Below are 25453 nucleotides of genomic sequence, written 5' to 3' on the forward strand. Positions count from 1 at the left end.
CGCTACCTCTACTTAGCACTTTTCTTGGCTTTCTTTGGTGCGCGTTTAGCTGGCTTCTCTTGCTCTTGTACTAGTGGTAAACCACCAATAACTTCGCCTTTGAAGATCCAAACTTTAACACCAATGATACCATAAGTGGTTAAGGCTTCAGAAGTTGCGTAATCGATATCAGCACGAAGAGTATGTAGAGGTACACGACCTTCACGATACCATTCTGAACGTGCGATTTCAGCGCCGCCAAGACGACCGCTAACTTCAACTTTAATCCCTTTAGAACCGATGCGCATTGCATTTTGTACCGAACGCTTCATAGCGCGACGGAACATAACACGACGTTCTAGTTGAGAGGCAATGCCGTCTGCTACTAGTTGTGCATCTAGTTCTGGTTTACGTACTTCAGAGATATTAATCTGAGCAGGTACACCAGCGATTTTAGTTACCGCTTGACGTAATTTTTCTACGTCTTCGCCTTTTTTACCGATAACAACACCCGGACGAGCCGTGTGGATTGTTACTCGGATTGATTTTGCTGGACGCTCAATAACGATTTTAGACACAGAAGCCGTTTTCAATTCCTTAGTAAGGAATGTACGAACTTTGTGATCGCCAAAAAGCTGTGCAGAGAAATCTTTTGAACTCGCGTACCAGGTAGAAACCCAAGGTTTAGATATACCTAGGCGAATACCAGTAGGATGAACTTTTTGTCCCATTACTTATACTCCTAGCTATCTGAAACCATAACAGTGATATGGCTTGTACGCTTAAGGATGCGATCTGCGCGTCCTTTAGCACGAGGCATAATACGTTTCATTGTAGGACCATCGTCCACAAAGATCGTTGTTATACGAAGCTCATCAATGTCAGCACCTTCGTTATGCTCTGCGTTAGCAATAGCAGACTCAAGTACTTTCTTAACTAATACAGCCGCTTTCTTCGGGCTGTACGCCAGGATTTCTAGTGCGCGATCTACAGGTAACCCGCGGATCTGATCTGCAACTAGACGTGCTTTTTGCGCCGAACCAGAGGCGAATTTATGTTTAGCTAATGCTTGCATTTATCTTCCCCTCTTATCGTTTCTTCGCTTTCTTATCCGCAGCATGGCCACGGTAAGTGCGAGTTGGTGCAAATTCACCTAGTTTGTGACCGATCATTTCGTCAGAAACGAAAACTGGTACGTGCTGGCGACCATTATGGACAGCAATGGTCAATCCGATCATGTTAGGTATGATCATTGAACGACGGCTCCAAGTTTTAATTGGCTTTTTCTCACCGCTTTCCAAAGCTTTCTCTACCTTCTTCAGCAAGTGTAGGTCTATAAAAGGACCCTTCTTGAGAGAGCGTGGCATGGCTATTCCTCAATATTACTTAGTACGACGACGTACTATAAATTTATCCGTACGCTTGTTCTTACGCGTCTTCGCACCTTTAGTCGGTTTACCCCATGGAGACACAGGATGACGACCACCAGATGTACGACCTTCACCACCACCGTGTGGGTGATCTACCGGGTTCATGGCAACACCACGAACTGTCGGACGAATACCACGCCAGCGATTTGCACCTGCTTTACCAAGTGAACGAAGCATATGCTCAGCATTGCCTACTTCACCTAGAGTCGCACGACAATCAGATTCAACTTTACGAACTTCGCCTGAACGAAGACGTAATGTTACATACTGACCATCACGAGCAAGGATTTGAACGTATGCACCAGCAGAACGTGCGATTTGAGCACCTTTACCTGGTTTTAATTCTACGTTGTGAACAGTCGAACCTACAGGCATATTACGCATTGGTAATGCATTACCAGGTTTGATTGGTGCATCAACACCAGACTGGATTGCATCGCCAGCTTTTAAGCCTTTAGGTGCGATAATGTAACGACGCTCACCGTCTGCATATAATACAAGAGCGATGTTTGCGCTACGATTTGGATCGTATTCTAAACGTTCAACAGTGGCTGGAATGCCATCTTTAGTACGTTTAAAATCGATTAAACGGTAATGTTGTTTATGACCACCACCGATATGACGAACCGTAATACGACCATTGTTATTACGACCACCTGATTTAGAGTTTTTCTCTAAAAGTGGTGCGTATGGCTTACCCTTATGTAGATCAGAGTTAACCACTTTAACTAGGTGACGACGGCCCGCAGAAGTAGGCTTACACTTTTGAAGTGCCATAATTCTATCCCCTTATTACTCGGCGCCGCCGACAAAGTCTAGCTCGCTGCCTTCTTTAAGAGTAACGTAAGCTTTTTTCCAGTCGCTACGACGACCGAAACGTGCGCCAGTACGTTTTGTTTTACCCTTAACGTTAAGTGTGCGAACACCCGTTACTTCTACTTCAAAAAGCTTCTCAACTGCTACTTTAATTTCAGCTTTAGTTGCGTCATTTACTACTTTAAAAACAATAGTATTGTTTTCTTCAGCAGCAATTGTGCTTTTTTCAGAGATATGTGGAGCAAGGATCACTTTTAAAAGACGTTCTTCGCGAATCATGCTAGCGCCTCCTCAAGTTGCTTAACAGCAGCGGCTGTAATAAGTACCTTATCGAAAGCAATTAAGCTTACAGGATCGATACCAGCTACATCACGTGTGTCAACCTTATAAAGGTTACGTGCCGATAAGAAAAGATTTTCATCTACTTCTTCAGTCACGATAAGAACATCTTTAAGCTCAAGTTCTTTAAGCTTAGCAACTAGTTCTTTAGTTTTTGGTGCTGCTAGAGCAAAACTTTCAACAACGATTAAACGCTCTTGACGAACTAATTCAGATAAGATGCTTTTAATCGCACCACGGTACATTTTACGGTTTACTTTTTGGCTGTGGTCTTGTGGTTTAGCTGCAAAGCTAACGCCACCTGAACGCCAAATTGGGCTACGGATTGTACCGGCACGTGCACGGCCAGTACCTTTTTGAGCCCATGGTTTTTTACCACCACCGCTTACTTCAGAACGTGTCTTCTGAGCACGAGTACCTTGACGAGCACCTGCTGCGTATGCAACAACTACTTGGTGTACTAATGCTTCGTTAAACTCACGTCCAAAAGTAGCTTCAGAAACTTCAAGACCGCCAGAAGCGTCTTTAATTGCTAATTCCATCACTAAATCTCCAGGACTTATGCTTTAACAGCTGGTTTAACGATAACGTCACCGCCAATAGCTCCAGGTACTGCACCCTTAACTAAAAGCAAATTACGCTCAGCGTCAACGCGAACTAGTTCTAAGTTTTGAGTCGTTACACGCTCAGCACCCATATGACCGGCCATTTTCTTACCTTTAAACACCTTACCAGGTGATTGGTTTTGACCGATTGAACCAGGAGCACGGTGAGATAGAGAGTTACCATGTGTAGCGTCTTGCATGCTGAAATTCCAGCGCTTAACACCACCTTGGAAACCTTTACCTTTAGAAGTACCGGTTACGTCAACCTTGTTGATTTCGTTGAATAATTCAACAGTAAGCTCAGCGCCTACTTCAAAATCGCCTTCACCACCGTTAAGGCGGAATTCCCACAGACCGCGACCCGCTTCAACACCAGCTTTAGCGAAATGACCCGCTTTAGCTTTGTTTACACGACTTGCTTTTTTAGTGCCTGCGGTTACTTGAAGCGCGTTATAACCGTCTGTTGCGTCAGATTTGATCTGAGCAATGCGGTTAGGTGTCGCTTCAATAACTGTCACAGGGATAGATACACCATCTTCAGTGAAGATTCGTGTCATACCCACTTTACGACCGACTAGACCTAATGCCATTTTCCTAAAACCTCTCTAATCTTTCGATTAACCCAGGCTGATTTGAACATCAACACCAGCAGCAAGATCTAAACGCATAAGCGCGTCTACAGTCTTGTCAGTTGGTTCTACGATGTCTATCAGACGTTTATGGGTGCGGATCTCGTACTGATCACGCGCATCTTTATTAACGTGCGGTGAAGTTAGTACAGTAAAACGTTCAAAGCGTGTAGGTAGTGGGATTGGACCACGTACTTGTGCGCCAGTGCGTTTCGCAGTTTCCACGATTTCTGCCGTTGATTGGTCAATCAAACGGTGGTCAAAAGCTTTTAGGCGAATACGAATGCGTTGATTTGACATTCTTAACCTCAATATAAAGAGCATATAAAAGAGCATAAAAAAACGACCGAAACAATCTTAAAACTTAAGATGTCGGCTGTTTGATTATATCTACGTTGAGTTCCAAATCGGAACTCCTGTTTATTAGCTTGAAATCCAAGCTTAATTTATCCTTTCTAATTCCCAGAGGAATTTTGAAAGCCTGCGTATTATAGAGGTATTGGTGATAAATGCAACAACTATTTAGAAACAATGTAATGAATACTAATTTGATTAAATATGCGTCCATACATGTTCAATAGCTATACTTGAACTAATGCTTTTGATGCTAGTCAACAAACAACTAAACATCTTAATTACGCAAACTAAGGGATTTTTAGATATTATGGTATCCTGTTGCGCTAATTTTGCCCTTAATACTCTCAATATGGTGAGTCGATGCGTATTTTTAATTATTGTTTAAATGTTATGTCTGCTGGATTTAGCCGCTTATTTGTGAAAAGCAAAGTGCTACCAGTAAATCCTATTAAACAGTATGAGCTAAACCCTGAGTACCCTACATTTTATATAGTGCGTTTAAATTCACGTTTTGATTTAGCCGCGCTGGCGCATGTTTGTAAAAAGAATGGCCTACCAAGCCCAACAGAAGAGCAAGTGCTAGGGACTCAAAATTTAGACCGTTTTATTGGTATTAAAAATCCTCCACCGTTATTTGGTGATGAAGCAAAACCAACCAATGCTTTAGCCCAAGGCAAGCAAATTATTGAGTACTTAATAAAAAGCGGTCAACAAAACGTACAAGTGGTGCCTGTTACTATTTTATGGGGGCGCGACCCAGGTAAAGAAAAGCCAGGACTACGTACTTTAATTACACACTCTCTTACTCCAAGCTGGTTTAGAAAGTTTTTTGTGGTGTTATTTTCAGGGCGCGATAACTTTATTCGCTTTAGCCAACCACTCGACTTATCACTTTTAGTCAATGAAAAAGCCGATGTAAGTGAGTTACCTCATAAATTATTACGCGTAGCGCGTGTTCACTTTAAGCGCCAAAAGCTAGCTGCTACAGGCCCTAAAATGCCATCTCGTGAGCAATTGTTTAATTCATTATTAGCGTCACCTACTATAAAAAAAGCAATTCAAGATGAAGCTAACGCTAAAAACATTAGCCAAACAGAAGCTCGTCAAAATGCACTTAAGCTACTTGATGAAATAGCCGCTAATTACTCTGAAGCAATGATACGTGTGGCCGAAAGGTTTTTAACTTGGTTATGGAATAAGCTTTATAATGGTATTGATATTAAACACGCCGAACAAATTCATGAACTAACAGATAAAGGACATGAAATAATTTATATGCCTTGTCATCGCAGCCATATGGATTACTTACTGCTTACTTACTCTATTTATCATTTGGGTTTAGTACCTCCGCATATAGCTGCGGGTATAAATCTTAACTTTTTCCCTGCCGGAGGCATATTTAGACGCTCTGGTGCGTTTTTTATTCGTCGCTCGTTTGCAGGTAATAAACTTTATTCTGCCATATTCAAAGAGTATTTAAGCCAACTGTTTATTAAAGGTTACTCTGTTAAGTTTTACACGGAGGGCGGTCGAAGCCGAACTGGACGCTTACTGCCGCCTAAAACGGGCATGCTATCTATGACATTACAAGCAATGCTACGCGGAATAGACAGACCAATATCTATTGTTCCTGTGTACATTGGCTACGAGCACGTCATGGAAATTAACACCTACCTTAAAGAGCTGGATGGTAAAGATAAAAAAGGCGAATCTATATTTGGTATTTTTAAGGCAATCAAAAACCTTAAAAACTACGGTCGTGGTAATTTAAACTTTGGCGATCCAATCTCTATTAACCAATACTTAAACGATAACCAACCTGATTGGCGTGATTCAATACACCCAACTGACGTGCAAAAGCCACAATGGTTAGCACCACAAGTAACTAAACTTGCCGACCAAGTAATGGTTAAAATTAATAATGCAGCGGCGCTTAATGCGGTTAACTTACTAGCGATGATATTGCTGGTTAATGATAAGCAAGCATTGAGTAAACCAAAGCTATTAGCTCAGCTTGATTTTTATCTGCGCTTACAGCGTGATGCAAGCTACAGTAATAAAGTAACTACACCAGACGAAACACCAGAGCAATTACTAACGCATGCATTAAAGCTTAATAAGTTTGAAGTTATCAGTGATGAGTTTGGCGAAATTATTACGATTAGCGATAAAGAAAAGGTACTGTTTAACTACTACCGAAACAATATTTTGCACTTGTTTGCAGTACCAAGCTTAATTGCACTACATCTATTTAAACAACACAGCACTACGATTGCTCAATGCCAACAACTTGTAAAAACATTTTATCCGCTATTTGCTAAAGAATGGTATTTACAACCTCTTGATGAAAACTACATAACGCGTATTTTAGCTAATTTTGCCGATCAAAATTTAATTGAGTTTGATGGCGATAACATTCATATAACGAACAGTAACGACTGCTTAGCTAAGCTAGAAATGCTTGGACGAGCACTTAGCTTTACCCTACAACGTTACGCTATTGTGATTGGTTTTATTCAAACAAGTGATGGCATTGAAAAAGCCGAGCTTGAAAGAGAAAGCCAAGTACTCGCACAACGTTTAGGTACACTGCATGGTATTAAAACACCTGAGTTTTTTGACAAAAAAGTACTTGTTAGTTTTATCGAAAACTTACGTGGCGAGTCGTTAATAACAGAGGGTGATAAGGGCTTAGTAGGTAGCACACAACTATGTGAAACCTACGCACACCTTAAAACATTACTGCCAGCACGCGTCTGGCAGTCAATCAGCGATATAGTACAAGATCAGTGTAACTAGCAATGCATTTACAGAAGGGGTTAGCGTTGACGCATAACTCCTTCTTGCATTGTTGAGGCAACCAAGTTGCCTTGGCGATCAAAGAACTGCCCGCGTACCAAACCACACCCATTACTCGCACTTGGACTATCAATTGAATACAAAATCCAATCATCCATTCTAAATGGACGATGAAACCACATTGCATGATCAATCGTAGCTACTTGCATATTTGGCTGCATAAACGATACACCATGAGGTTGTAATGCAGTTGGTAAAAACTCAAAATCAGACGCATACGCTAATAAGTAATTATGGATACGCTGATCGTCCGGCATTTCACCATTAGCTTTAAACCAAATATGCTTTACCGGCTCCATAACCTCTGGTTTAAACGGGTTATGAAAAGTAACCGGTCGCATTTCAATTGGCATTTCACGGGTAAACTTATTACGGATGACCTCTGGGATATGCGAAGCATTATCTTGGTAAAACTCAAGCGATGAACGTAATTCTTCCGGTGCGGGAACATCAGGCATTGTCGCTTGATGCGATAACCCATTTTCTTCACCCTGAAATGACGCGGTCATATAAAAAATAGGTTTACCGTACTGAATTGCTTTGACTCGGCGCGTACTAAAGCTCTTTCCATCACGAATAGTTTCAACGTCATAAACAATGGGTTTAGCCGGATCGCCTGGGCGTAAAAAGTAAGAATGTAATGAATGAACTATTCGCCCTTCAGGTAGAGTTTCTTTGGCAGCAGAAAGCGCCTGCCCCATTACTTGACCACCAAATACAGCACCAAAGCCTAAATCTTGGCTTTGTCCTCGATATAAACCTTGCTCAATTTCTTCAAGTGTTAACAACGACAATAAATCATCTAATACTTGGCTCATTATTTCTTCCTCATTACCCTAGTGTCCAAATGATACTATACAATAGTGGGAAGTAAATATTTGTTAGGAATACTGTTATGGCTTACTGGCTATTTAAAACTGAACCCGATGCGTTTTCATTAGATGACTTAAAAAATGCACCAAAACAAACGACTCTTTGGGAAGGCGTGCGTAATTACCAAGCTCGAAATTTTATGCGTGACGGCGTCAAAGTCGGTGATTCAGTCATGATTTACCATTCAAGCTGTAAACACGTAGGTGTAGCGGGTATTGCCGAGGTTACAAAAGAAGCCTACCCAGACCCCGCTCAATTTGATTTAAGTAGCGACTATTACGATGCAAAAGCCACCAGCGACAAACCACGTTGGGTTGTTGTTGAGGTTACTTATCAAAGCCATTTAAAAAAATTAATTAGCCTTAAAGATATTAAAGCCAATGACAATATTACTGAAATCGCACTTAAAAAGGGCGGACGACTATCAATAATGCCTGTTACTAAAAATGACTGGGATGAAATAATCAAAATGACGCAGTAATATCCTATCGGTTTGACCTAATTTCATTGAGTTTGATATGATCTATATTGACTTATAGCTGGAGGATTAATGAAATTACTGTATTGGTTAGATGAATGGTTAACTCTCCCGCGCAATGAGCAACAAACTCGATTACCCATGACGGGTAATGATTTACTCGGCGATGTATTTGTTAAGTATGATTTTGTTGACGTTAATAAACCCCTGCTTTTTACCTTCTCCCCTGCTGGCACTAACGTGCAAGAGCAAGATCTTCACCCTGATTTTGCACCATGGGGTTATCACTTAGCTCAAAAACAAAACGTAAACGTAATCGCTTTTCAGCATTTAGGTAAAAGTAATTGGTTTCGTAATCGTAATTTAATCTTTTTTCTCGAGCAATTATCAACATTACTTACGCCGTTTAATTGTCGACTTGGCTATGGTTTAAGTCGTGGCGGATTTGCTGTTGGCGCTTTTGCTAAACTATTAAAGCTAAATCAGGTGTTGTTCTTCCATCCGGTAAGTACTAAAAATAAAGAATTAGTACCGTGGGATGACCGCTCTAGTACCGATATAGCTCAGCAGTTTGATTGGCAGCAAGATTATCACGATCTAGATTTAGGAGATGCCCAAGGCTATATTATTTACGATCCTACTAATCGTATAGACCGAATGCACGCTAAGCGCTATAAGCAGTTAACTCACTTACGAGTATTTGGTATGGGACATGGCACACATGCCACATATTTGAATAAGTTTGGATTTTATAAGCAAGTAGCCGTCGATTTTATCCAGCATCAGCAAATTGATATTGCGCAATTTCGTATGCAAACTAAAACCTTACGTTTTAAAGAGGATTATTACAAAAGCCTTAATAAAGCGAATGTAAACTCAGCTCACCGTCAAACACTATTAAGCAAAGCTCATAATATTTTGATTGATGAAAAAGAAGTTCACGTACAGGAACATCAGGCAAAAATTGATATTCAGCCATTAATAGATGTTGCCCTTAAACATCAAGATGAGCATCCTAATGATGCCATTCAGTTATTAGAAGTTGCTCAACAACTTGTACCTGACGATCCTTTAATTGAGCATAAAATTAAGCAACTAGAAGAGTAGTTACGCCAGTAAAAGCAGCTGTAAAGGCCAACTACTCTATTTGGCCTTTTTCTTTTTGTGCCCATACTTGGGCACAATGGCAAAGTACATCATTAACCCTAACCAAGAAAATATAATTATTCCCATTAGCCAGCCATTCTTTTCATGACCCTGTGTACGCTTACTGTTGAGTACAATAACGACAGGTAATATATAAGCACTTAAAACAACAATTAAAAATACAACTTCATTCATTATTTTTCTAGGCTCGACCAGTCTACTTCACTACTTAATACTCGATCTACCGATATATAGTGCAGAATATCGCCTTCACTTACTTTGTAATCTAATGGTGGATTTAAATCCATATTTTGTGCACTTAAATTATGAGCAACACCCAACAGTATTGCATCATGCTCAAGCTTAAAATGATGAAACAAAGTACCAAACTCCATATCTTTGCAGCCGCCTGGTATTTTCAAACTAAATTGTGTATCGCCGTGCAAAGTAGATAGCAGCTCCTCTTGCACACGGCTCGAACCTGGATCTTGCATTGAGCGTACGAGTATCTCAGCTGATTTTGCACTACTACACTCTACATTTTGGCAATGCTCTAACATCATCTCAACTTTGGTTTCATCCAAAAAGTGAGCACTTATATGACAATCATCTTTTACTAAGCGACTAATGCGCAGGGCTGTTGTAAATGTCTGATCGTCATCTTGACCATCAATAATCACCTTATCAGCACTACGAATAGCAACCCGCTCTAGCTCAGCTAAATTAGTAAAGCTCGTTAAACGTGCAAAATCAACGCTTTCGTTAGCTAAAAAAGGATGATCTATTTGCTCGGTTACCGCGAGTAAAATACGACGATCGGTTCGCTTCGTATCTGCCAAAATGTAATCAATCATCTTTTTTGTACGAGTGTCGTGCCAACCAAAAATAATAATATGGTGGTTACTGTGGGCAAAGTTTTTATCACCAGTCATAGCGCGCCTAATTAAGTAAGTAACAGTTTGTCCTGCTTTTCCTAGCAAGACACCAAATAAAGCTAAACCAAATGGAATTTGTATTAATGCAACCACCCAACGACCAAGATCAGTAGTTGGACTAAAGTCACCATATCCCACTGTTGATGTTGTTACTGTGTAATAGTAAAAAAAGGTAGTAAGCGAAGTTAACGCTTTCTCATTCGCTATAAATAGCAAGCTCCATGTTAATAGCATATGAGTCAAAATAGCTAATGCCACTGCTTGCCAACTCAACTGATCTATATGAGCGCGAACAAGTAACGCTAGCCTTTTAAATATCACCGGCATAATACAAAGTCTTCGTTAGTAAATTATCTATAAACAGTACGTTACTGTAAGCGATGCTTTTAAGCAATGTTTAAGCTTTTAACCGCAAATATTAGACTAAATGCTGTTTGCCAATGGTGATTTTTCATGATTAATTAGCGTTAAAATAATAACCAAAACAGTTGTGCTTATGCTTAATAAAATAGCCCGCCCTTTTACTAAAATTGTAGAGCGCTATCTTCCCGACCCTTTTATATTTGTAATTTTACTTACAATAATTACTCTTGTCAGTGCGAGCTTATTTACAACCGCAACTAACATTGAAGTATTACAAGCGTGGGGAGGTGGGTTTTGGAACTTATTAAGTTTTGCGATGCAAATGCTACTAGTGTTAATTACAGGCTATATGTTGGCAAGTACGCCACCTATAAGTAAGTTATTAGAAAAGCTAGCAACATTTGCAAATACAGCACCTAAAGCAATTATATTGGTAACGCTTATTTCGCTTTTAGCGAGCTGGATAAATTGGGGGTTTGGCTTAGTTATTGGTGCCCTTTTTGCCAAAGCAATTGCTAAACATACTCGTGTTGATTATCGATTATTAGTAGCCAGCGCTTACTCAGGTTTTGTTGTATGGCATGGCGGATTAGCTGGCTCTATTCCTTTAACTATCGCAACCGATGGTCACTTTTCAGAGGCCAGCATTGGTATTATTAGTACAGAGCACACTTTATTTGCGGGCTTTAATATAGCCATATTAGTTGGTTTATTCATTATTATGCCGCTCGTTAATCGCTATATGCTGCCAAGCGAGCAAGAAAGCGTATATATCGACCCAGCTCTTTTACAAGAGACAACACCTAAGCCCACAACAATAACCAGACCCGCCCAGCATTTGGAACAAAGTAAACTACTCGGCATGACAATTGGCTTATTAGGTTTGGCATATTTAGGTTATTACTTTTTTATTACTGGCGGAAACTTAAACCTTAATAGCGTTATTGCCGTATTTTTGTTTTTAGCTATTACGCTGCATCAAACACCTCATAATTTACTTAACAGTCTGCAACAAGCAATTCCAAGCGGGGCTGGCATTGTTATTCAATTTCCTTTTTATGCTGGCATTATGGCGGTAATGGTTGATAGCGGATTAGCACAACAGATATCACGTGGCTTTATTGCCGTTGCAGATGCTGATAGCTTGCCATTTTTTAGTTTTGTAAGTGCAGGACTCGTTAATATGTTTGTGCCCTCAGGTGGCGGGCAATGGGCAGTACAAGCACCTATTGTAATACCCGCAGCGCAAGAGCTGGGCGCCGATATATCGCGCGTTGCAATGGCTGTGGCATGGGGCGATGCATGGACTAATTTAATTCAACCTTTTTGGGCATTACCTGTCCTTGCTATCGCAGGCTTAAAAGCAAAAGATATTATGGGGTTTTGTGTTGTGCAGTTGTTTGTAACTGGGGTTTTTATATCGCTGGTATTGAGCTTTTATTAACTGTAAACATAATAAAAAGGCGTGTAATACACACGCCTTGATTGTTTTATGCACTCTCGCTCTGCTGTTGTAGCTCCACCAACCTACCCTCTTTCAGTTGATAGACTTTGCTGGCCATGTTAATGGTTTCTTGGCGATGAGCAATCATAATCCGTGTGATTGGTAAGTGCTGAATTTGCTCACTTATTTTCGCCTCGTTGTCTTTATCTAAATGACTAGTTGCTTCATCCATAAACAACACGCAGGGCGATTGATACAATGCGCGAGCAAGGAGTAAACGCTGTACTTGACCGCCAGATAAGTTTGATCCCATATCACCTACTAATGAGTTATAACCCATAGTCATTTTGGTAATATCATCATGAATAGCCGCATGACGAGCACACGTCTCTATTTTTAAATAATTCGGCTGAGGGTCAAAAAAACTGATGTTATCAGCGATTGAGCCAGCTAACAATGTGTCATCCTGCATTACTGCAGCTATTTGTTTGCGGTAGTTTTTAAGGCCAAGCTGGGTGATATCTTTACCATCCAGCAGCACTTTACCCGAGGTCGGCTGTAATAACCCCAGCATAATTTTCATTAGCGTAGTTTTACCCGCGCCAGATGGCCCTGTAATCGCAATCGAGTCACCGGTATTCAGCGTTAAATTAACATTATTTAAAATAGGCGCTTGCTCTTCACTGTAACTAAAGCAAATATTCTCGAGCGTAAGCTGGCCTTTAACTTTACCTTCGTCATCACCTGTATATGCCATTTCACCGTCACGATTAGCTTCTTGTTTCGTGAGTGCTATATCTGCAATACGGTCTAAGTGTAAGCGCATCATTTTGAATTGAATAATTTGCTCAATTAAGTTGGCAAAGCGGCTGGTTAACTGGTTTTTATAAGCAATAAACGCCAGTACCATACCAATAGACAAGCTATTGCTCATAACTAGCAATGCAGCAAAGTAAATCACCAATACATTTTCAAGGCCAAATAACAGCTTATTAAATGAATCAAAGCTAATGTTTAAACGCCCTAAACGGATTTCACTATTAATGACCTCAACAAAACGGTTCTGCCAAATGCCTTGGCGCTGCGATTCATTGCCAAACAGCTTTATAGTTTGCATACCGCGAATATTTTCTAAAAAGTTCGATTGCTCTTTGGCAGATGATTGAATCATTTCTTCAGTAGCTTGGTGCAGCGGCCTATAAAGCGCTAAACGTACTAAGGTGTAAAGCAAAATTGCACCTACAACTATTGCAGTGAGCTTTAGCGAATAAATTAGCATCATAATCAATACGGTAATAGCCATCACGCCATCGACCAGTGTTTCTACAAACCCCGTGGTAATACGCTCACGTATTTGCGCTAATGAGCCAAAGCGCGAGACAATATCGCCGACATGGCGCGACTCAAAATAATTCATCGGTAGCCGCAATAAGTGCCGGAGTAAGTTCACACCCATTTGCATATTCAAAAGGCTGGAAAGACGTAAAATTAGCCAACTTCGTACCGCATTAGTCACCACCGAAATAATAGCAATCAGAGCAAAACCCATAGCAAGCACCGTTAATAACGATTCATCAAAACTAATGAGTACTTCATCCACCACCCACTGCATATAATAAGGGGTCATCAAGGCAAACAACTGTAATACAAGTGATAATGCTATCAGTTTTAGTAACCCCGCCTTTGAGCCCTTCATGGTGCTCCAAAGTTGGGTAAACTTCATCTGCGCTTTTTCTTGTTTAGCTTCAAACTTACTCGTTGGTGTGAGCTCTAAACAAATACCGGTAAAGTGTTTACTAAACTCATTACTATTTAAACTGCGTTTACCAACAGCTGGGTCGTTAATTGCAAATTTAGCTGAAGATCCTTTACCAGAGACTTTGGTCAATACCACAAAGTGATTCATATCCCAGTGCAATATACACGGCGTTTGCAGTTTATGAACTTCATCAAGCGGGCATTGTAGCGCACGGCTAGCTAGCCCTAAATTATCACCTAGCTCAATCAGCTGCTGTAAATTCATCCCCTTTAAATTAGCCGAAAAGCGCTTACGCATAGCAGGCATGTCCAACTTATGGCCGTGATAGCTTGCCACCATTGCCATAGAGACGAGACCACATTCGGCTATTTCGGATTGGAGGATAAGGGGGACATGCTTAGCAATTGAGAATGAAAGGCCTAAGTTCAATGTATTCACCTAGATATCAAAATCATTAAGAAATATTATGTCATCATGTTTAAAGAGAATACCGCTCACGAACATCATCATCAATGGCATTTCTTATTCCAAAAAAATAATCAACATCGATCACTTTTTTTTCTGAAAATATGCGTACTTTTTTATCTGTTAATTCCAAACTCTTTATTTCAGTACACTTATATTTACGCACTACTGGAAAGCTGTAACAGTAAAGGTAACCATTTTTAATTTTCAAGGCAGTCTTACCTCTAATTAAAACGAAAATAACTAAAAATGTAAAAATAAAAAGCTTTACTATTAGATCAAGAAAGTAATCATATGAAAATGAGAACCTTAAAATGGGAACAAAAAAAACTGTTAAAGTAATAGCTAGATTTAATAAGAAAAAATAATTCATATTTAAACTCTTATTTTGAAACATAAGAAAAAATATGGGGCTTATAGAGCCCCATACCAAAATGGTTATGGGTAACAAAAATAAGCACCACCAATAGCACCAACCCCAGATCCAATTGCACTACCTCCAACCAAGCCAGGACCTGCACCAAATCCGAAGCCACCAAAAAAACCAGCGGCACCACCAATAGCACCACCGAGTACAGCCCCGCCAAATGTGAAAACTCCCATGCAGTCACCACCGACAATTTTTTGACATTCTTCTAATTCAAGCTCTAACATAAATTTCTCCTTTATGGCAAACAAACAGCAGTGCCTAAGTTAGTACCTAAACCAAATCCCCACATTGCACCTGGCCCCATACCTATACCGCCAGTTGCAATTCCACCAACGATAAAGCCACCAAGAGTTCCCAAAGCACCGAAACCAGCGACACAGGCAGCTTCAGCAGCCCCACCACCATTTACGTCTTTAATTTCATTTACGTTTAATTCACGCATAATGTTATACTCCATAAATCCGATGCTTTTTAATTAAGTCATCGGGTTGCTAATATGCTCGCCTTCAATAAAGGTGAGCGGTTAATAGGCTAGCTTTAGCTGCTCGCTAAAGTTAACTAAAGCTGGCCGTCTTTTTCGGTTGTTTGCATTTAGCAAACCACCAAAACTTTCAAATTTTTCTTTATTTTATAAAACGCTACACTTAACTTACGCGCCCTTTTAGGCTGTACAGTGGCTCGAGTAACCACTCGATTAATGTGCGCTGCTCCAACATAATATCTGCCTCAAACAACATGCCACTTTTCAGCTCAAACGCCTTACCATAGGCCTGCATTTGTTGTTGGCTGAGTGTCGCTCGCAAACGGTACACTGGCTCTTGCAGGGTAATAGGCAGGCGTATTTCATTTGGAGTAATGAGCGCCTTGTCGATACGGCTAATTTTACTGTTAATAAAACCAAAGCGTTGGTAAGGGAAAGCATCAAAACGCAGGCGCGTATCGTTACCTAGCTGTATAAAGCCTGCTGAACGTGTTGGTAGCAACAACTCTGCTACTAGCTCTGATCCTTCAGGAATGATATGCAACAGTGGTTTGGCTTGGGTAAGTGTTTCGCCTTCAACCACTTGAATGCCAGTAACAACACCGCTGTTACTGGCTGTTATGGTATATTGATAGTTACCTTTAATTTGTGTGAGCTGGTTTTTAATATCCGCTTGTTGGCGTTTAAGACTATTTATACGCAAAGTATACTGCTGGGGCACGTTAGCAATATTAAAACTAAGTTGACTTAATTGATTTTCTTGCTGCATAAGCAAGCGCGCTAGGTTTTGTTTTTCTTGCTTAACATCTAACAAAGCTTGCTGTTGTTGCTCACGTTCAATATTTGATAAAAAGCCATTTTTATTAAGTTTATTAAGGTTGCTTTGTTGGCGGTTAAGTAGCCCTAATTTTTCATCAGCCAGAGCAAGTTGACTTTGTAATGCAACTTGCTCATTAGTAAGTGCACGTTTTTGCGCTTGCAAGTTAAGTGACTCTTGCTTTTGTAGGGTATGGTTTTGTGTTATCTCATCATTGAGCAACTGTATTTGCATACTTAGCTGCTCAACAAGCTGGGTACTCAAGGCTATACCTTGGCTGTTATTTTGCTGCACAATAATAGTCGCCAGTGGCTGACCTTTAATAACTGCATCACCCTCTCGTACAAATAGCTGCTCAATCATACCACCTTGACTAGCAAAGCTTTGGATTATCCCTTTATTGGGTATTAAAAACCCCCGTACTGTTTCCTTGCGGGAATATTCTGCTGTAAATAAGAAGCTTATCACTACAATCGCAATACATACCAAAACAAATACGGTAAGTTTTATTGATAATGGTTGTGCTAGCGTAATCACGCCAGTTAAACGCTCACTTTGCTGAGCGACAGCTTCCTTTCTAAATAACATCCAGTTGATTCGCTAAGATTGTTCTAATTTATATTACACTAGAATTCAATTAACAATAAATAAACATAGAAAGTTAAAAAATAAAATATTAATGCAAAAAACTAACTTATGTTGTTGGAAAAATAAAAATACTAGCTCGATAAAATAGTCATCGGCAGGCTCAATATTGGATTTTCTGAATCGGCAAAGTGCATCATTACAGCTACATGCCCAGCTACTACAATTGCATACATAACTGCTGAAAAACCTTGGCCATATTTATCTAGTGGCATTAAATGCGAGTAATGTCGGCCTCGCCATTCAAATACAATTTCCAGCGAACCTACAAACAAAAAGAATACCAGTAACATTAAGCCAAATGTGTAGCTCAGCCATAAACCAAACAGTACACCGAGTAAACATACACTTAGGCCAATCCATGAACGCATTGAAAAGCTAATACTTTTTAATACATGCCCGCCATCAAGCGGCAAAATTGGTAATAAGTTAAATAAATTTAATAACGCACTAAGAACCGCCACACCTGCAAATATTTCCATCTCGGTGGCGTAATATAAAACGACACCCAGTACTGAGGTAATTAAACCAAATGCAGGCCCCATTAATGATATAACGACATCTTGCCAACGAGTCGTTATTTTATCGTCACTTACAGCAAGCCCACCAACAAACGGGATTAAGTAAATACCTTTGGTTTTTATGCCAAAGTATTTCATTGCTCGGACATGGCCGTATTCGTGTACCACTAAGCAACCAATTAGCATTAGTGCAAATTCAATACTAAATAACCACGCATAGCCTGCAACAGAAGCCCCTGCAAGCACTACTTTAATTACCTTAGCGCTTTTAAAAAGCTTAAAACCTAATGCAGCTAGCCCTAAAAAGCCTTTTTTAGGTGAGCCATTTGTAGGTGCTGGTAGCGCTAGTTGTGTTGCAAATTGATCATCAACAAATAGCGAAATACTTTGTTCTTTCACCGCTTCTGTATTAATACCGATTACTTTGTTGTCGTAAGTAAACTGATAGTAGTTTTCACGAGGGTTATCAAAGGTAATGGCTTGTTGCGCATGAAATACCTGCACAATTTTTTGCCCAGACACCATAAGCGAAAATGGTTGCTCGGCTAAAGTAAGATCTATTCTTATCATAATTAAGACCGTTTAAAACAATGGCGCTAGTATACCTAATCAGCTTAAAAACACGAGGGAAGGTGCTAGGTAACTATTTTCAAAATAAAAGCATTTGATACTGACAAAATAAAAAAACACTACTACTTTTATAGTAACTCCAAGCGATACATTGAAAGGGATAACAGTGAAGAAGATAGTGCCTAATATTTTAGTTGTTGACGATTCAAAAGCAATTTTGATCGTTATGGAAGCTATACTTAACGAATTGGGTATATCCAACACTATAACTACGTGCCTAAATGCAAAAGAAGCGCTTGAAAAAGTTAAAGAGGATATCAACTACTTTGATGCTATTTTTACTGATCTCAATATGCCCGAAATGGACGGCATGGAATTAATCCGCCACTTAGGAGAGCTACATTATCAAGGCGGTATAATAATTGTTTCTGAAATGGATCATAAAGTTATTAGCTTAGCTGCCAATCTCGCGAAACAACATAACGCTCACCTCATTGGTAATATTGCAAAGCCAGTTCAACTGTCTCAGGTTAGTAGGTTACTTATTAAAGTGGCGCAATTAAACAGCCACACTTTATTAAAAGAGCCAGCCATTTCAAAAGATGAGCTTATTGATGCATTAAAAAACGATGAAATAACGCCTTTTTACCAACCAAAAATAAACGCGGATAACAATAAAATTGAAAGCGTTGAAGTGTTAGCGCGTATTTTATCAAGTAAAGACGACAATATTATTTTACCTTGCCGTTTTATAAATACTGCTGAACAACACAACTTAATTAATCAAATTACATTTTCTCTTTTTGAAAAGGCCACCAGCGAATTCAAAAATATGACAGCACAACTAGGTCATGATTTTAAAATGGCCTTTAACTTATCGCCAACCCAGCTCGATGACCTAAACTGCCCTAATAAATTACTACTTATTTTAGAATTAAACCAACTCACGCCTAGTAATATAATTATAGAAATAACAGAACAACATGCACTCTCAAGCCTCATGCAATTAGAAACACTAAATAGATTAAGAATGCATGGCTTTGGTATATCGCTAGACGACTTTGGTGTTGGCTTTACTAATATGAACCAGCTTCGAAACCTTCCTTTTACTGAAATTAAAATAGACCGTTCACTCATTAGCCATATAGAAACAGATTTATTTTCTCAAGTGGTTGTAAGCTCGTTATTTAATATTACGAGTAAAGATAATTTAGATTTAGTGGCAGAGGGGGTTGAACGCCCAGAAGAGCTCGATTATTTAAGGCACTATAGAAGAAACCTAGCCATACAAGGTTTTTTATTTAGTCGCCCTAAACCACAAGACGAATTTATATCTTGGGCTAAAGATTGGCTAAAAACTGATGGCAGCCCCGCTTAAAGCGGTACTAATATTTACTCGGGGCCTGTTAGCTAATTATCACCCCGAGTGTGTTTATCTTCTTCACTAACTATATGTGCACTACTTGCTAAGCGTTTGTGCCAACGCTGCCTTGCTACTGCGCGCATATTAGTAGATTGGTCACGCTCATCTACAATCTCTAGCCCCATTAAAGCTTCAATCATATCCTCTAACGTTACAATACCCTGCACGTCACCGTACTCATCAACAACTAAGCATATATGAGTGCGCTTTGTTAAAAGTGTTTGCAGTAACGACGATACGTTCTGAGAGGTTGGCACTGTATAAATAGGCTTAATCAATTTGCTAATTTTGTAATCGGTGCCTAAGCGGTGAAATGCCAGCATAATATCGTTTTTATGCACAAACCCAACGATATCATCGGCATCTTTATCAAATACCAACACTCTAGAAAACGATGACGATCCATGTTCATTTAAATACTGATTAACTGTTAAGTCTTTATGGATTTTGAAAATAACAGTTCGCGGCGTCATTAAGTCGCATAATTTTGCATGCTTAAAATGCAACAAATTACGGATAATATCAGATTCATCTTGATGTAATGCTCCCGACTCCGTGCCTATATCAGCCATTGCCTCTATCTCTTGACGAATATAATAAGCCTCATCGTGCTTTGGACCCATTAAATTTGTTAGCTTCTGAGCAAACCATACAAAAGGCTTTAGCGATATAACTAAAAACCGCAAAGCGTAGGTAACGCTTGGCGTTAAAGCTCGCCAGTAATTAGCCCCCAAGGTTTTAGGTATAATTTCAGAAAGAATTAATACAAGAAATGTCATAATGGCTGATGCAATACCTACAGCCGCATCGGAAAAAACGACAGCCGCTTGTGCGCCAACTCCCGCTGCACCTGCTGTATGGGCAACTGTATTTAAAGTTAAAATAGCAGCTAAAGGCTGATCTATATTGTTTTTAAGCTTTTCGAGCTGTTTAGCAAGCTCAGGGTGTTTTTTTCTAAGTGATGCAACATAGCTGGGCGAAATACTTAATAACACAGCCTCCATCACAGAACATAAAAACGAAATAACAATCGCCACTACCATATAAACTATCAGTAAAGTCACTTTCTCTCCTCTATATTGGATATGTGAGCATGGTAACAATACATGCTATATTTGGCCAAACTTCCAATAATAATAGGCATAATAATGAAATTTAGCGCACCATGGTGTCATCAAAATAAGCTATTTAAGTACGCAGCAGCTCTTTTAACGCTTAGCAGCTTAAGCTTTGCTGCAATAGCGGCACCATTGGATAAATCAAAAATTCAGTTTATCGGCCCACTTGCCGAAGATATGCAGTTAAAGCCTTTTCAGACACCTCATGGCAGTGCGATTATTAACAACCTATTGCCACAACTACAAGCAGACACAGATAGTTTTTCTGTATTTGGGAAAAAACAAAACTGGCAACCGTTTAATAAAATCAATGCGCTCACTTTAGGTGGGTTACAGGCACTAAAATTTAATATTGAAACAACCCGCTTTACGCAAGGTACGCTTACCTTAAAAGGGATTGAGCAAGGGCAGTTATTTATTAATGGCGAACTACAAACAGGCGATAAAAATAGCTATAAGTTAACTTTAAATAACAGTACTCACACTGTTTTAATAGTAGCCCAGCAAGTAGCTAATTGGCACGATGTAACGCTTGATTTTGCTCCAAAGAGCGACATTGATAAAATTACGCTCAGCACTTCACACATAAAACGTTTATCTGCAAAACAACTGTTTGATGCTCCTACCATTAGCCAATTATCACTCGCACCTAATGCCAAGCAGTACGTTACTACCACTCGCACTTATAGCGATAAAACACAAAATCAAGCAAATACAGTTACTGTACTTAAAGATTCAGACAATCAAACGCTTTATCGCTTTGAAGCAGGCCAACCAAGTAACATTATTTGGAGTCCAGATAACCAATATTTAGTGTATTTGTTAAATGGTGAGCTTAAACAACTTAACCGTAAAAACCTCTCAATAAAAACATTAGCAAACGATTTAGAAGGAGCTAATGGCTTTACCTTTTATAACGACACCAGTCTTTTGTTTAGCTGGTCTAAATCACCTGAGAGCACTAACAGCTTAACCAAGCACTATAAAGGTCTACAAGATCGCTGGTCGTATGCACGTACCACCAGCCAAATTTATATGCTTGATACTAAAAGTGGTTTAACAAAAGCACTTAGCCAAGGTCCTCTTTCTTACAGCCTTGAAGATTCAAATAGTAACCGTGGCAAAGTATTAATGAGCCGCCCAGTAATGGCAATGCAGGCATCAACCCACCCTGAAACAGAGTTAGCCGAACTCGATTTAAAATCAAACAAGCTTTCATCGCTTGGTAAATTCAAAACGTTTAATTTAGCCAAATATACAAATAAAGATATTTATGTAGTTGCAGGCCCTGACTTTAAAAATGGCGCAGGCAGAGCATTACCAAAAGCAATGCTTGCTAATAACTACGACGGGCAACTTTACCTACTTACTGAAGGCGGTAAAAACGTAAAAGCACTCAGTAAACAGTTCGACCCCGCTATTGGCCAACTGCACGTTTTAGAAAACGGCGATGCGCTTATTAAAGTAACAGAGCAAGACACTCAACCACTTTACCTATTTGATTTAAGTAAACAGCGCTTTAAAAAGTTAAATACAGGATTGGATATTGTTGAACAATTTAGTTACTCACACGACCGTAATACCGAAATTTTATTAAGTGGCACTAACGCTTTAGCGCCACAACAGCTAAAGCGCCTTAACGTCAGTAAAAATAAAACAGATTTAATATGGGATTCAAAACCAAGTAGCTATGCAAATATACGACTCCCTACATTAGAAGAGTTTAATTTTAAAAATAAACATGGGGTTGAAATAACTGGCCGCGTTTATATTCCTAGCAATTTAGATAAAACTAAAAAGCACCCGGCGCTCGTGTATTACTACGGCGGCACTTCACCAGTTACGCGTGGTTTTACAGGTCGTTATCCGTTTAACTTATGGGCAGAAAATGGCTACATTGTTTATGTAGTACAACCTACTGGCGCAACAGGGTTTGGACAAAAGTTTTCAGCGCAGCATGTTAATGCCTGGGGCGACTACACCGCAGACGATATTATCGAAGGCACACAAGCCTTTTTAAATAAATACAACTATGTTGATAGTAAAAAAGTAGGTAACTTAGGGGCATCGTACGGTGGCTTCATGACCATGTTATTGGCAACTAAAACCGATATATTTAGTGCTTCAATAGCTCATGCGGGTATTTCTAATATTACCTCGTATTGGGGTGAAGGTTGGTGGGGCTACTTATATTCTGGCGAAGCATCAAAAAATAGCTTCCCGTGGAATAACCCTGAGCTTTACAGCCAACATAGCCCTGTATTTCATGCCGACAAAGTAACAACACCTATGCTACTTCTTCATGGTGATAGCGATACCAATGTACCTGTTGGCGAAAGCTTAACAATGTACACTGCACTTAAACTGCTTAATAAGGACGTAGAGTTAATCGAATACAAAGGCGCCGACCATCAAATTTTTGCACGCGATAAACGATTTGATTGGTGGAACACTATGCTCGCATACTTTGATAAAAAGCTAAAAAACGAGCCTCAATGGTGGGACTCGATGTATAAAAATGACTGAGCCTGAACCTTTAAAATAACGACTTAATACAGATTTATTAATAGTAGAATTAATTATTTAGCACCTTTTAATTAGTCTAAAGGTGCTAACCTCATCCTCTAATAACGTCTTATACACCTTTGAAATATTAAGTTACTTAAAACTAATAAACCCCCTTCTCAGCATTTACCTAATGGTGCTACCATACAGAGCTATAAGCATTCAAAATAAAGTACTATGGCTATTAATGTTTTATTGGTTGAAGACGATGAACTACTCGTTAAACGCATCCAAAATCACTTTGCAGATACCGAATTTACAATAGAGGTAGACCCCACTGGCGCTGATGCACTTAACATTGTAAGGCAGCGGGTAAACCTGCGCGGTGCTATATCATTAGCCATAATTGACATTGTCTTACCAAAGCGCGACGGGCTTCAGCTCGCAAAAGAATTAAACACACTGACCGATATTGGCGTTATTGTATTATCGAGTCGTGACTCCCAAGCCGATCGTATTGCAGGTCTTGCACAAGGTGCTGATGACTATATTTGTAAGCCCGTCGATTTACTTGAGTTAGAACTTCGCATGCGCGCGCTCTATAAGCGTGTTGCAGTTAACCTAGAAGACGACGAAAGCGAAGAGTTTATAGAATATGCTGACTTTAAGCTTCATCCTGATAACCGCACATTAATTACTGCTGCGGGCGTTGAGTCACGCTTAACTGAAGCCGAACATAAAGTGCTTATTTGCTTAATTAGTAATGCAGGTAAAGCCACATCCCGTGAAAAAATATCAGAAGAAATAGGCCAGCCCGATTGGAGCCCAAACGATCGTACTGTTGATGTGCTTATTGGTCGTTTACGTAAAAAATTAAATGACGAAAAAGATCAAAAACGCATCGTTACCGTACGCGGTAAAGGCTATATGCTTTCTATTTAATACTTAGTTAATTGCGCAATAAGGCGCTCAAATGCGCGGTAATTAAGTGCTTCTTTAAGCTCATTTAAACTAATGTTTTCAGCGCCTTTTAAATCACTAATAGTACGCGCCACCTTAATTACTCTATGGTAAGAGCGTGGCGATAAAGACAACTTCTCGCTTGCTCTAGCTAAAAATTGCAACTCTGCAGGCGCAAGTTCACAGTGCACACTCATTTCTTTATTATTAAGTCTCGCATTAACCTTACCTTGGCGTTTTAGCTGCACATAATAAGCAGCCTCAACTCTTGCTCTAACCTCAGCACTGGTTTCCTCTGGTTTGGTACTTTGTAGCTCAACACTCGTTAAACGAGGTAGTTCTATTTGCAAATCAATACGGTCAATAAAAGGCCCCGACACGCGTGATAAATAACGCATAACTTGATCGGGAGTTGCCCGCTTATCAGTATGGCTCCCCGTTGGGCTTGGGTTTAATGCTGTAATAAGCTGAAACTGCGCTGGGAACTCCATTTGCCTAGCTGCACGTGAAATAGTTACTGTGCCGGTCTCCATTGGTTCACGCAGTGAATCAAGCACCTTACGCTCGAATTCCGGTAACTCATCTAAGAAGAGCACACCGTTGTGTGCCAGCGAAATTTCACCAGGCTTGGGATTTGAAGAGCCCCCCACCAAAGCAACAGCTGAGCACGTATGATGCGGATTACGAAATGGCCGCTGTCGCCAATTAGTTAAATCTATGGATTGTCCAATAATAGAGTAAAGCGCAGCTGTTGAAATAGCTTCATCGTCCGACATAGTAGGCATTATAGTTGCCATTCGCTGGGCCAGCATTGATTTACCAGTACCTGGAGGGCCTAAAAATAGTAAATTATGCCCGCCAGCTGCGGCTATTTCTAATACTCGCTTGGCGCCAGGCTGACCTTTCACATCGCTTAAATCGAGCAAAAAGTCAGGGGCTTGTGTGCAGTCGGGATACTCTATATTTAATGGCAAGGGTTGTTGATTAAGTAGGTCGCCCCACACTTCTTGAATAGAGCTTACGGCTTTGCGTTTAACGCCATTAACTAAGCTTGCTAGGCTGTCGTTTGCAAGAGGTAAAAAGCAGCAGCGATCTTCTTCTTTAGCAGCAAGTACCGAAGGTAAAATAGCGTTTACACCACGCACTTCACCATTAAGAGCAAGCTCACCATAAAACTCGTACTTATGAATATCAGGACACACTATTTGCCCAGAGGCGACTAAAATACCCACCGCAATAGCCAGATCAAACCGCCCACCATCTTTTGGTAAGTCGGCTGGGGCTAAATTTACGGTTATTCGTTGATCGGGAAAACCAAATTGTGAGTTTTCGAGTGCGCTACGTACCCTGTCTTTCGACTCTTTAACAGACGCTTCGGGCAGGCCTACAATATGAAAAGCGGGTAAACCATTTCCTAGGTGAACCTCTACAATAACTTCAGGGGCATTTATGCCCACTTGAGCACGAGAAAATATACGAGCTAACGACATTCCTTATCCTAGTAAA

General features: G+C 40.0%; 26 protein-coding genes. 7 read left to right on the top strand and 19 right to left on the bottom strand.

All coding sequences use genetic code 11. The features are described 5' to 3' along the window. Window positions 1–8 precede the first annotated feature (8 nt). From rpsC to rpsJ, 8 genes are read right to left on the bottom strand one after another with little or no spacing between them, the layout of a single operon-like run. A complete protein-coding gene (rpsC, locus tag JG479_RS14940) occupies window positions 9–710 on the bottom strand; it encodes a 30S ribosomal protein S3 (RefSeq protein ID WP_002957891.1) in 702 nt (233 codons plus the stop codon). A gap of 11 nt (window positions 711–721) precedes the next feature. Further along, window positions 722–1054 carry a 50S ribosomal protein L22 gene (gene rplV, locus JG479_RS14945; RefSeq protein ID WP_002957892.1) on the bottom strand — a complete coding sequence of 111 codons (333 nt, stop codon included), beginning with the start codon at window positions 1052–1054 and terminating at the stop codon, window positions 722–724. Window positions 1055–1067: 13 nt separating this feature from the next. Then, complete coding sequence (gene rpsS, locus JG479_RS14950) at window positions 1068–1346, bottom strand: 30S ribosomal protein S19 (RefSeq protein ID WP_004588689.1); 279 nt, start codon at window positions 1344–1346, stop codon at window positions 1068–1070. Window positions 1347–1361: 15 nt separating this feature from the next. After that, complete coding sequence (gene rplB / locus JG479_RS14955) at window positions 1362–2186, bottom strand: 50S ribosomal protein L2 (RefSeq protein ID WP_002957895.1); 825 nt, start codon at window positions 2184–2186, stop codon at window positions 1362–1364. A 15-nt stretch (window positions 2187–2201) separates the two neighbouring features. After that, window positions 2202–2504, bottom strand: coding sequence for a 50S ribosomal protein L23 (gene rplW, locus JG479_RS14960; protein WP_002957896.1), 303 nt, complete (start codon window positions 2502–2504; stop codon window positions 2202–2204). After that, window positions 2501–3106: a 50S ribosomal protein L4 gene (rplD, locus tag JG479_RS14965; protein ID WP_002957897.1), complete on the bottom strand. Its 606-nt coding sequence runs from the start codon at window positions 3104–3106 to the stop codon at window positions 2501–2503. Before rplD ends, rplW begins: the two co-directional genes overlap by 4 nt. Window positions 3107–3123: 17 nt before the next feature. Further along, complete coding sequence (rplC, locus tag JG479_RS14970) at window positions 3124–3759, bottom strand: 50S ribosomal protein L3 (RefSeq protein ID WP_002957898.1); 636 nt, start codon at window positions 3757–3759, stop codon at window positions 3124–3126. 27 nt (window positions 3760–3786) lie between these two features. Beyond that, the gene (gene rpsJ / locus JG479_RS14975; RefSeq protein WP_002957900.1) at window positions 3787–4098 is read right to left on the bottom strand and encodes a 30S ribosomal protein S10; all 312 of its coding nucleotides are present in this window, start codon (window positions 4096–4098) and stop codon (window positions 3787–3789) included. 417 nt (window positions 4099–4515) lie between these two features. Here rpsJ and plsB point away from each other — a divergent pair, with 417 nt between their 5' ends. Next, complete coding sequence (gene plsB / locus JG479_RS14980) at window positions 4516–6954, top strand: glycerol-3-phosphate 1-O-acyltransferase PlsB (protein ID WP_200219586.1); 2439 nt, start codon at window positions 4516–4518, stop codon at window positions 6952–6954. Window positions 6955–6974: 20 nt separating this feature from the next. On the opposite strand, the gene tesB is transcribed toward plsB, so the two are convergent. After that, window positions 6975–7832, bottom strand: a complete 858-nt coding sequence (gene tesB / locus JG479_RS14985; RefSeq protein WP_002957902.1) for an acyl-CoA thioesterase II — start codon at window positions 7830–7832, stop codon at window positions 6975–6977. A 77-nt stretch (window positions 7833–7909) separates the two neighbouring features. Between tesB and JG479_RS14990 the strand changes: the two genes are divergently transcribed. Beyond that, window positions 7910–8368, top strand: a complete 459-nt coding sequence (locus tag JG479_RS14990) for an EVE domain-containing protein (RefSeq protein WP_200219587.1) — start codon at window positions 7910–7912, stop codon at window positions 8366–8368. A gap of 69 nt (window positions 8369–8437) precedes the next feature. Continuing rightward, complete coding sequence (locus JG479_RS14995; protein WP_138489747.1) at window positions 8438–9472, top strand: cytosolic protein; 1035 nt, start codon at window positions 8438–8440, stop codon at window positions 9470–9472. Window positions 9473–9508: 36 nt separating this feature from the next. Here JG479_RS14995 and JG479_RS15000 read toward each other — a convergent pair whose 3' ends face one another. Both JG479_RS15000 and JG479_RS15005 read right to left on the bottom strand, forming a co-directional pair. Beyond that, entirely contained in the window at window positions 9509–9706 is a 198-nt protein-coding gene (locus JG479_RS15000; RefSeq protein ID WP_002957905.1) for a PLDc N-terminal domain-containing protein, read from the bottom strand. Further along, window positions 9706–10773, bottom strand: a complete 1068-nt coding sequence (locus JG479_RS15005; RefSeq protein ID WP_200219588.1) for a potassium channel family protein — start codon at window positions 10771–10773, stop codon at window positions 9706–9708. Before JG479_RS15005 ends, JG479_RS15000 begins: the two co-directional genes overlap by 1 nt. 169 nt (window positions 10774–10942) lie before the next feature. Between JG479_RS15005 and JG479_RS15010 the strand changes: the two genes are divergently transcribed. Next, entirely contained in the window at window positions 10943–12253 is a 1311-nt protein-coding gene (locus JG479_RS15010) for a short-chain fatty acid transporter (RefSeq protein WP_200219589.1), read from the top strand. Between the two features lie 46 nt (window positions 12254–12299). On the opposite strand, the gene JG479_RS15015 is transcribed toward JG479_RS15010, so the two are convergent. The 6 genes from JG479_RS15015 to JG479_RS15040 all read right to left on the bottom strand — a co-directional run bounded on the left by JG479_RS15015 (window position 12300) and on the right by JG479_RS15040 (window position 17941). Next, entirely contained in the window at window positions 12300–14357 is a 2058-nt protein-coding gene (locus JG479_RS15015; protein WP_234047901.1) for a peptidase domain-containing ABC transporter, read from the bottom strand. Between the two features lie 133 nt (window positions 14358–14490). Further along, the gene (locus tag JG479_RS15020) at window positions 14491–14850 is read right to left on the bottom strand and encodes a hypothetical protein (RefSeq protein WP_200219591.1); all 360 of its coding nucleotides are present in this window, start codon (window positions 14848–14850) and stop codon (window positions 14491–14493) included. Between the two features lie 65 nt (window positions 14851–14915). Then, window positions 14916–15131 carry a hypothetical protein gene (locus JG479_RS15025; RefSeq protein WP_200219592.1) on the bottom strand — a complete coding sequence of 72 codons (216 nt, stop codon included), beginning with the start codon at window positions 15129–15131 and terminating at the stop codon, window positions 14916–14918. Between the two features lie 11 nt (window positions 15132–15142). Next, entirely contained in the window at window positions 15143–15349 is a 207-nt protein-coding gene (locus JG479_RS15030; protein ID WP_200219593.1) for a bacteriocin-like peptide, read from the bottom strand. 202 nt (window positions 15350–15551) lie between these two features. Beyond that, window positions 15552–16568: an HlyD family efflux transporter periplasmic adaptor subunit gene (locus JG479_RS15035; protein WP_234047861.1), complete on the bottom strand. Its 1017-nt coding sequence runs from the start codon at window positions 16566–16568 to the stop codon at window positions 15552–15554. Window positions 16569–16924: 356 nt separating this feature from the next. Then, window positions 16925–17941, bottom strand: coding sequence for a metalloprotease (locus JG479_RS15040; protein WP_200219595.1), 1017 nt, complete (start codon window positions 17939–17941; stop codon window positions 16925–16927). A 166-nt stretch (window positions 17942–18107) separates the two neighbouring features. Here JG479_RS15040 and JG479_RS15045 point away from each other — a divergent pair, with 166 nt between their 5' ends. Then, complete coding sequence (locus JG479_RS15045; protein ID WP_200219596.1) at window positions 18108–19319, top strand: EAL domain-containing response regulator; 1212 nt, start codon at window positions 18108–18110, stop codon at window positions 19317–19319. A 32-nt stretch (window positions 19320–19351) separates the two neighbouring features. Here the strand turns inward: JG479_RS15045 and JG479_RS15050 are convergent, their stop codons facing one another. Next, window positions 19352–20428 carry a hemolysin family protein gene (locus JG479_RS15050; protein ID WP_002957910.1) on the bottom strand — a complete coding sequence of 359 codons (1077 nt, stop codon included), beginning with the start codon at window positions 20426–20428 and terminating at the stop codon, window positions 19352–19354. Between the two features lie 84 nt (window positions 20429–20512). On the opposite strand from JG479_RS15050, the gene JG479_RS15055 reads away from it, so the two are divergent. Beyond that, window positions 20513–23008 carry an alpha/beta hydrolase family protein gene (locus JG479_RS15055; RefSeq protein ID WP_200219597.1) on the top strand — a complete coding sequence of 832 codons (2496 nt, stop codon included), beginning with the start codon at window positions 20513–20515 and terminating at the stop codon, window positions 23006–23008. Between the two features lie 216 nt (window positions 23009–23224). Continuing rightward, on the top strand, window positions 23225–23929 hold the full coding sequence (locus JG479_RS15060) for a response regulator transcription factor (protein WP_002957913.1): 705 nt from the start codon (window positions 23225–23227) through the stop codon (window positions 23927–23929). On the opposite strand, the gene JG479_RS15065 is transcribed toward JG479_RS15060, so the two are convergent. After that, window positions 23926–25437 carry a YifB family Mg chelatase-like AAA ATPase gene (locus JG479_RS15065; protein WP_182712002.1) on the bottom strand — a complete coding sequence of 504 codons (1512 nt, stop codon included), beginning with the start codon at window positions 25435–25437 and terminating at the stop codon, window positions 23926–23928. The two genes, JG479_RS15060 and JG479_RS15065, sit on opposite strands and share 4 nt — an antisense overlap. Between the last annotated feature and the right edge of the window lie 16 nt (window positions 25438–25453).

This window comes from Pseudoalteromonas sp. LC2018020214, from assembly GCF_016598755.1.
GTDB lineage: Bacteria > Pseudomonadota > Gammaproteobacteria > Enterobacterales > Alteromonadaceae > Pseudoalteromonas > Pseudoalteromonas distincta.

Excerpts from the sequence above, each read along its gene's own strand:
- rpsC (WP_002957891.1), bottom strand. The coding sequence starts at position 710 with ATGGGACAAAAAGTTCATCCTACTGGTATTCGCCTAGGTATATCTAAA.
- rplV (WP_002957892.1), bottom strand. The coding sequence starts at position 1,054 with ATGCAAGCATTAGCTAAACATAAATTCGCCTCTGGTTCGGCGCAAAAA.
- rpsS (WP_004588689.1), bottom strand. The coding sequence starts at position 1,346 with ATGCCACGCTCTCTCAAGAAGGGTCCTTTTATAGACCTACACTTGCTG.
- rplB (WP_002957895.1), bottom strand. The coding sequence starts at position 2,186 with ATGGCACTTCAAAAGTGTAAGCCTACTTCTGCGGGCCGTCGTCACCTA.
- rplW (WP_002957896.1), bottom strand. The coding sequence starts at position 2,504 with ATGATTCGCGAAGAACGTCTTTTAAAAGTGATCCTTGCTCCACATATC.
- rplD (WP_002957897.1), bottom strand. The coding sequence starts at position 3,106 with ATGGAATTAGCAATTAAAGACGCTTCTGGCGGTCTTGAAGTTTCTGAA.
- rplC (WP_002957898.1), bottom strand. The coding sequence starts at position 3,759 with ATGGCATTAGGTCTAGTCGGTCGTAAAGTGGGTATGACACGAATCTTC.
- rpsJ (WP_002957900.1), bottom strand. The coding sequence starts at position 4,098 with ATGTCAAATCAACGCATTCGTATTCGCCTAAAAGCTTTTGACCACCGT.
- plsB (WP_200219586.1), top strand. The coding sequence starts at position 4,516 with ATGCGTATTTTTAATTATTGTTTAAATGTTATGTCTGCTGGATTTAGC.
- tesB (WP_002957902.1), bottom strand. The coding sequence starts at position 7,832 with ATGAGCCAAGTATTAGATGATTTATTGTCGTTGTTAACACTTGAAGAA.
- JG479_RS14990 (WP_200219587.1), top strand. The coding sequence starts at position 7,910 with ATGGCTTACTGGCTATTTAAAACTGAACCCGATGCGTTTTCATTAGAT.
- JG479_RS14995 (WP_138489747.1), top strand. The coding sequence starts at position 8,438 with ATGAAATTACTGTATTGGTTAGATGAATGGTTAACTCTCCCGCGCAAT.
- JG479_RS15000 (WP_002957905.1), bottom strand. The coding sequence starts at position 9,706 with ATGAATGAAGTTGTATTTTTAATTGTTGTTTTAAGTGCTTATATATTA.
- JG479_RS15005 (WP_200219588.1), bottom strand. The coding sequence starts at position 10,773 with ATGCCGGTGATATTTAAAAGGCTAGCGTTACTTGTTCGCGCTCATATA.
- JG479_RS15010 (WP_200219589.1), top strand. The coding sequence starts at position 10,943 with ATGCTTAATAAAATAGCCCGCCCTTTTACTAAAATTGTAGAGCGCTAT.
- JG479_RS15015 (WP_234047901.1), bottom strand. The coding sequence starts at position 14,357 with ATGGCAATGGTGGCAAGCTATCACGGCCATAAGTTGGACATGCCTGCT.
- JG479_RS15020 (WP_200219591.1), bottom strand. The coding sequence starts at position 14,850 with ATGAATTATTTTTTCTTATTAAATCTAGCTATTACTTTAACAGTTTTT.
- JG479_RS15025 (WP_200219592.1), bottom strand. The coding sequence starts at position 15,131 with ATGTTAGAGCTTGAATTAGAAGAATGTCAAAAAATTGTCGGTGGTGAC.
- JG479_RS15030 (WP_200219593.1), bottom strand. The coding sequence starts at position 15,349 with ATGCGTGAATTAAACGTAAATGAAATTAAAGACGTAAATGGTGGTGGG.
- JG479_RS15035 (WP_234047861.1), bottom strand. The coding sequence starts at position 16,568 with ATGATTGAGCAGCTATTTGTACGAGAGGGTGATGCAGTTATTAAAGGT.
- JG479_RS15040 (WP_200219595.1), bottom strand. The coding sequence starts at position 17,941 with ATGATAAGAATAGATCTTACTTTAGCCGAGCAACCATTTTCGCTTATG.
- JG479_RS15055 (WP_200219597.1), top strand. The coding sequence starts at position 20,513 with ATGAAATTTAGCGCACCATGGTGTCATCAAAATAAGCTATTTAAGTAC.
- JG479_RS15060 (WP_002957913.1), top strand. The coding sequence starts at position 23,225 with ATGGCTATTAATGTTTTATTGGTTGAAGACGATGAACTACTCGTTAAA.
- JG479_RS15065 (WP_182712002.1), bottom strand. The coding sequence starts at position 25,437 with ATGTCGTTAGCTCGTATATTTTCTCGTGCTCAAGTGGGCATAAATGCC.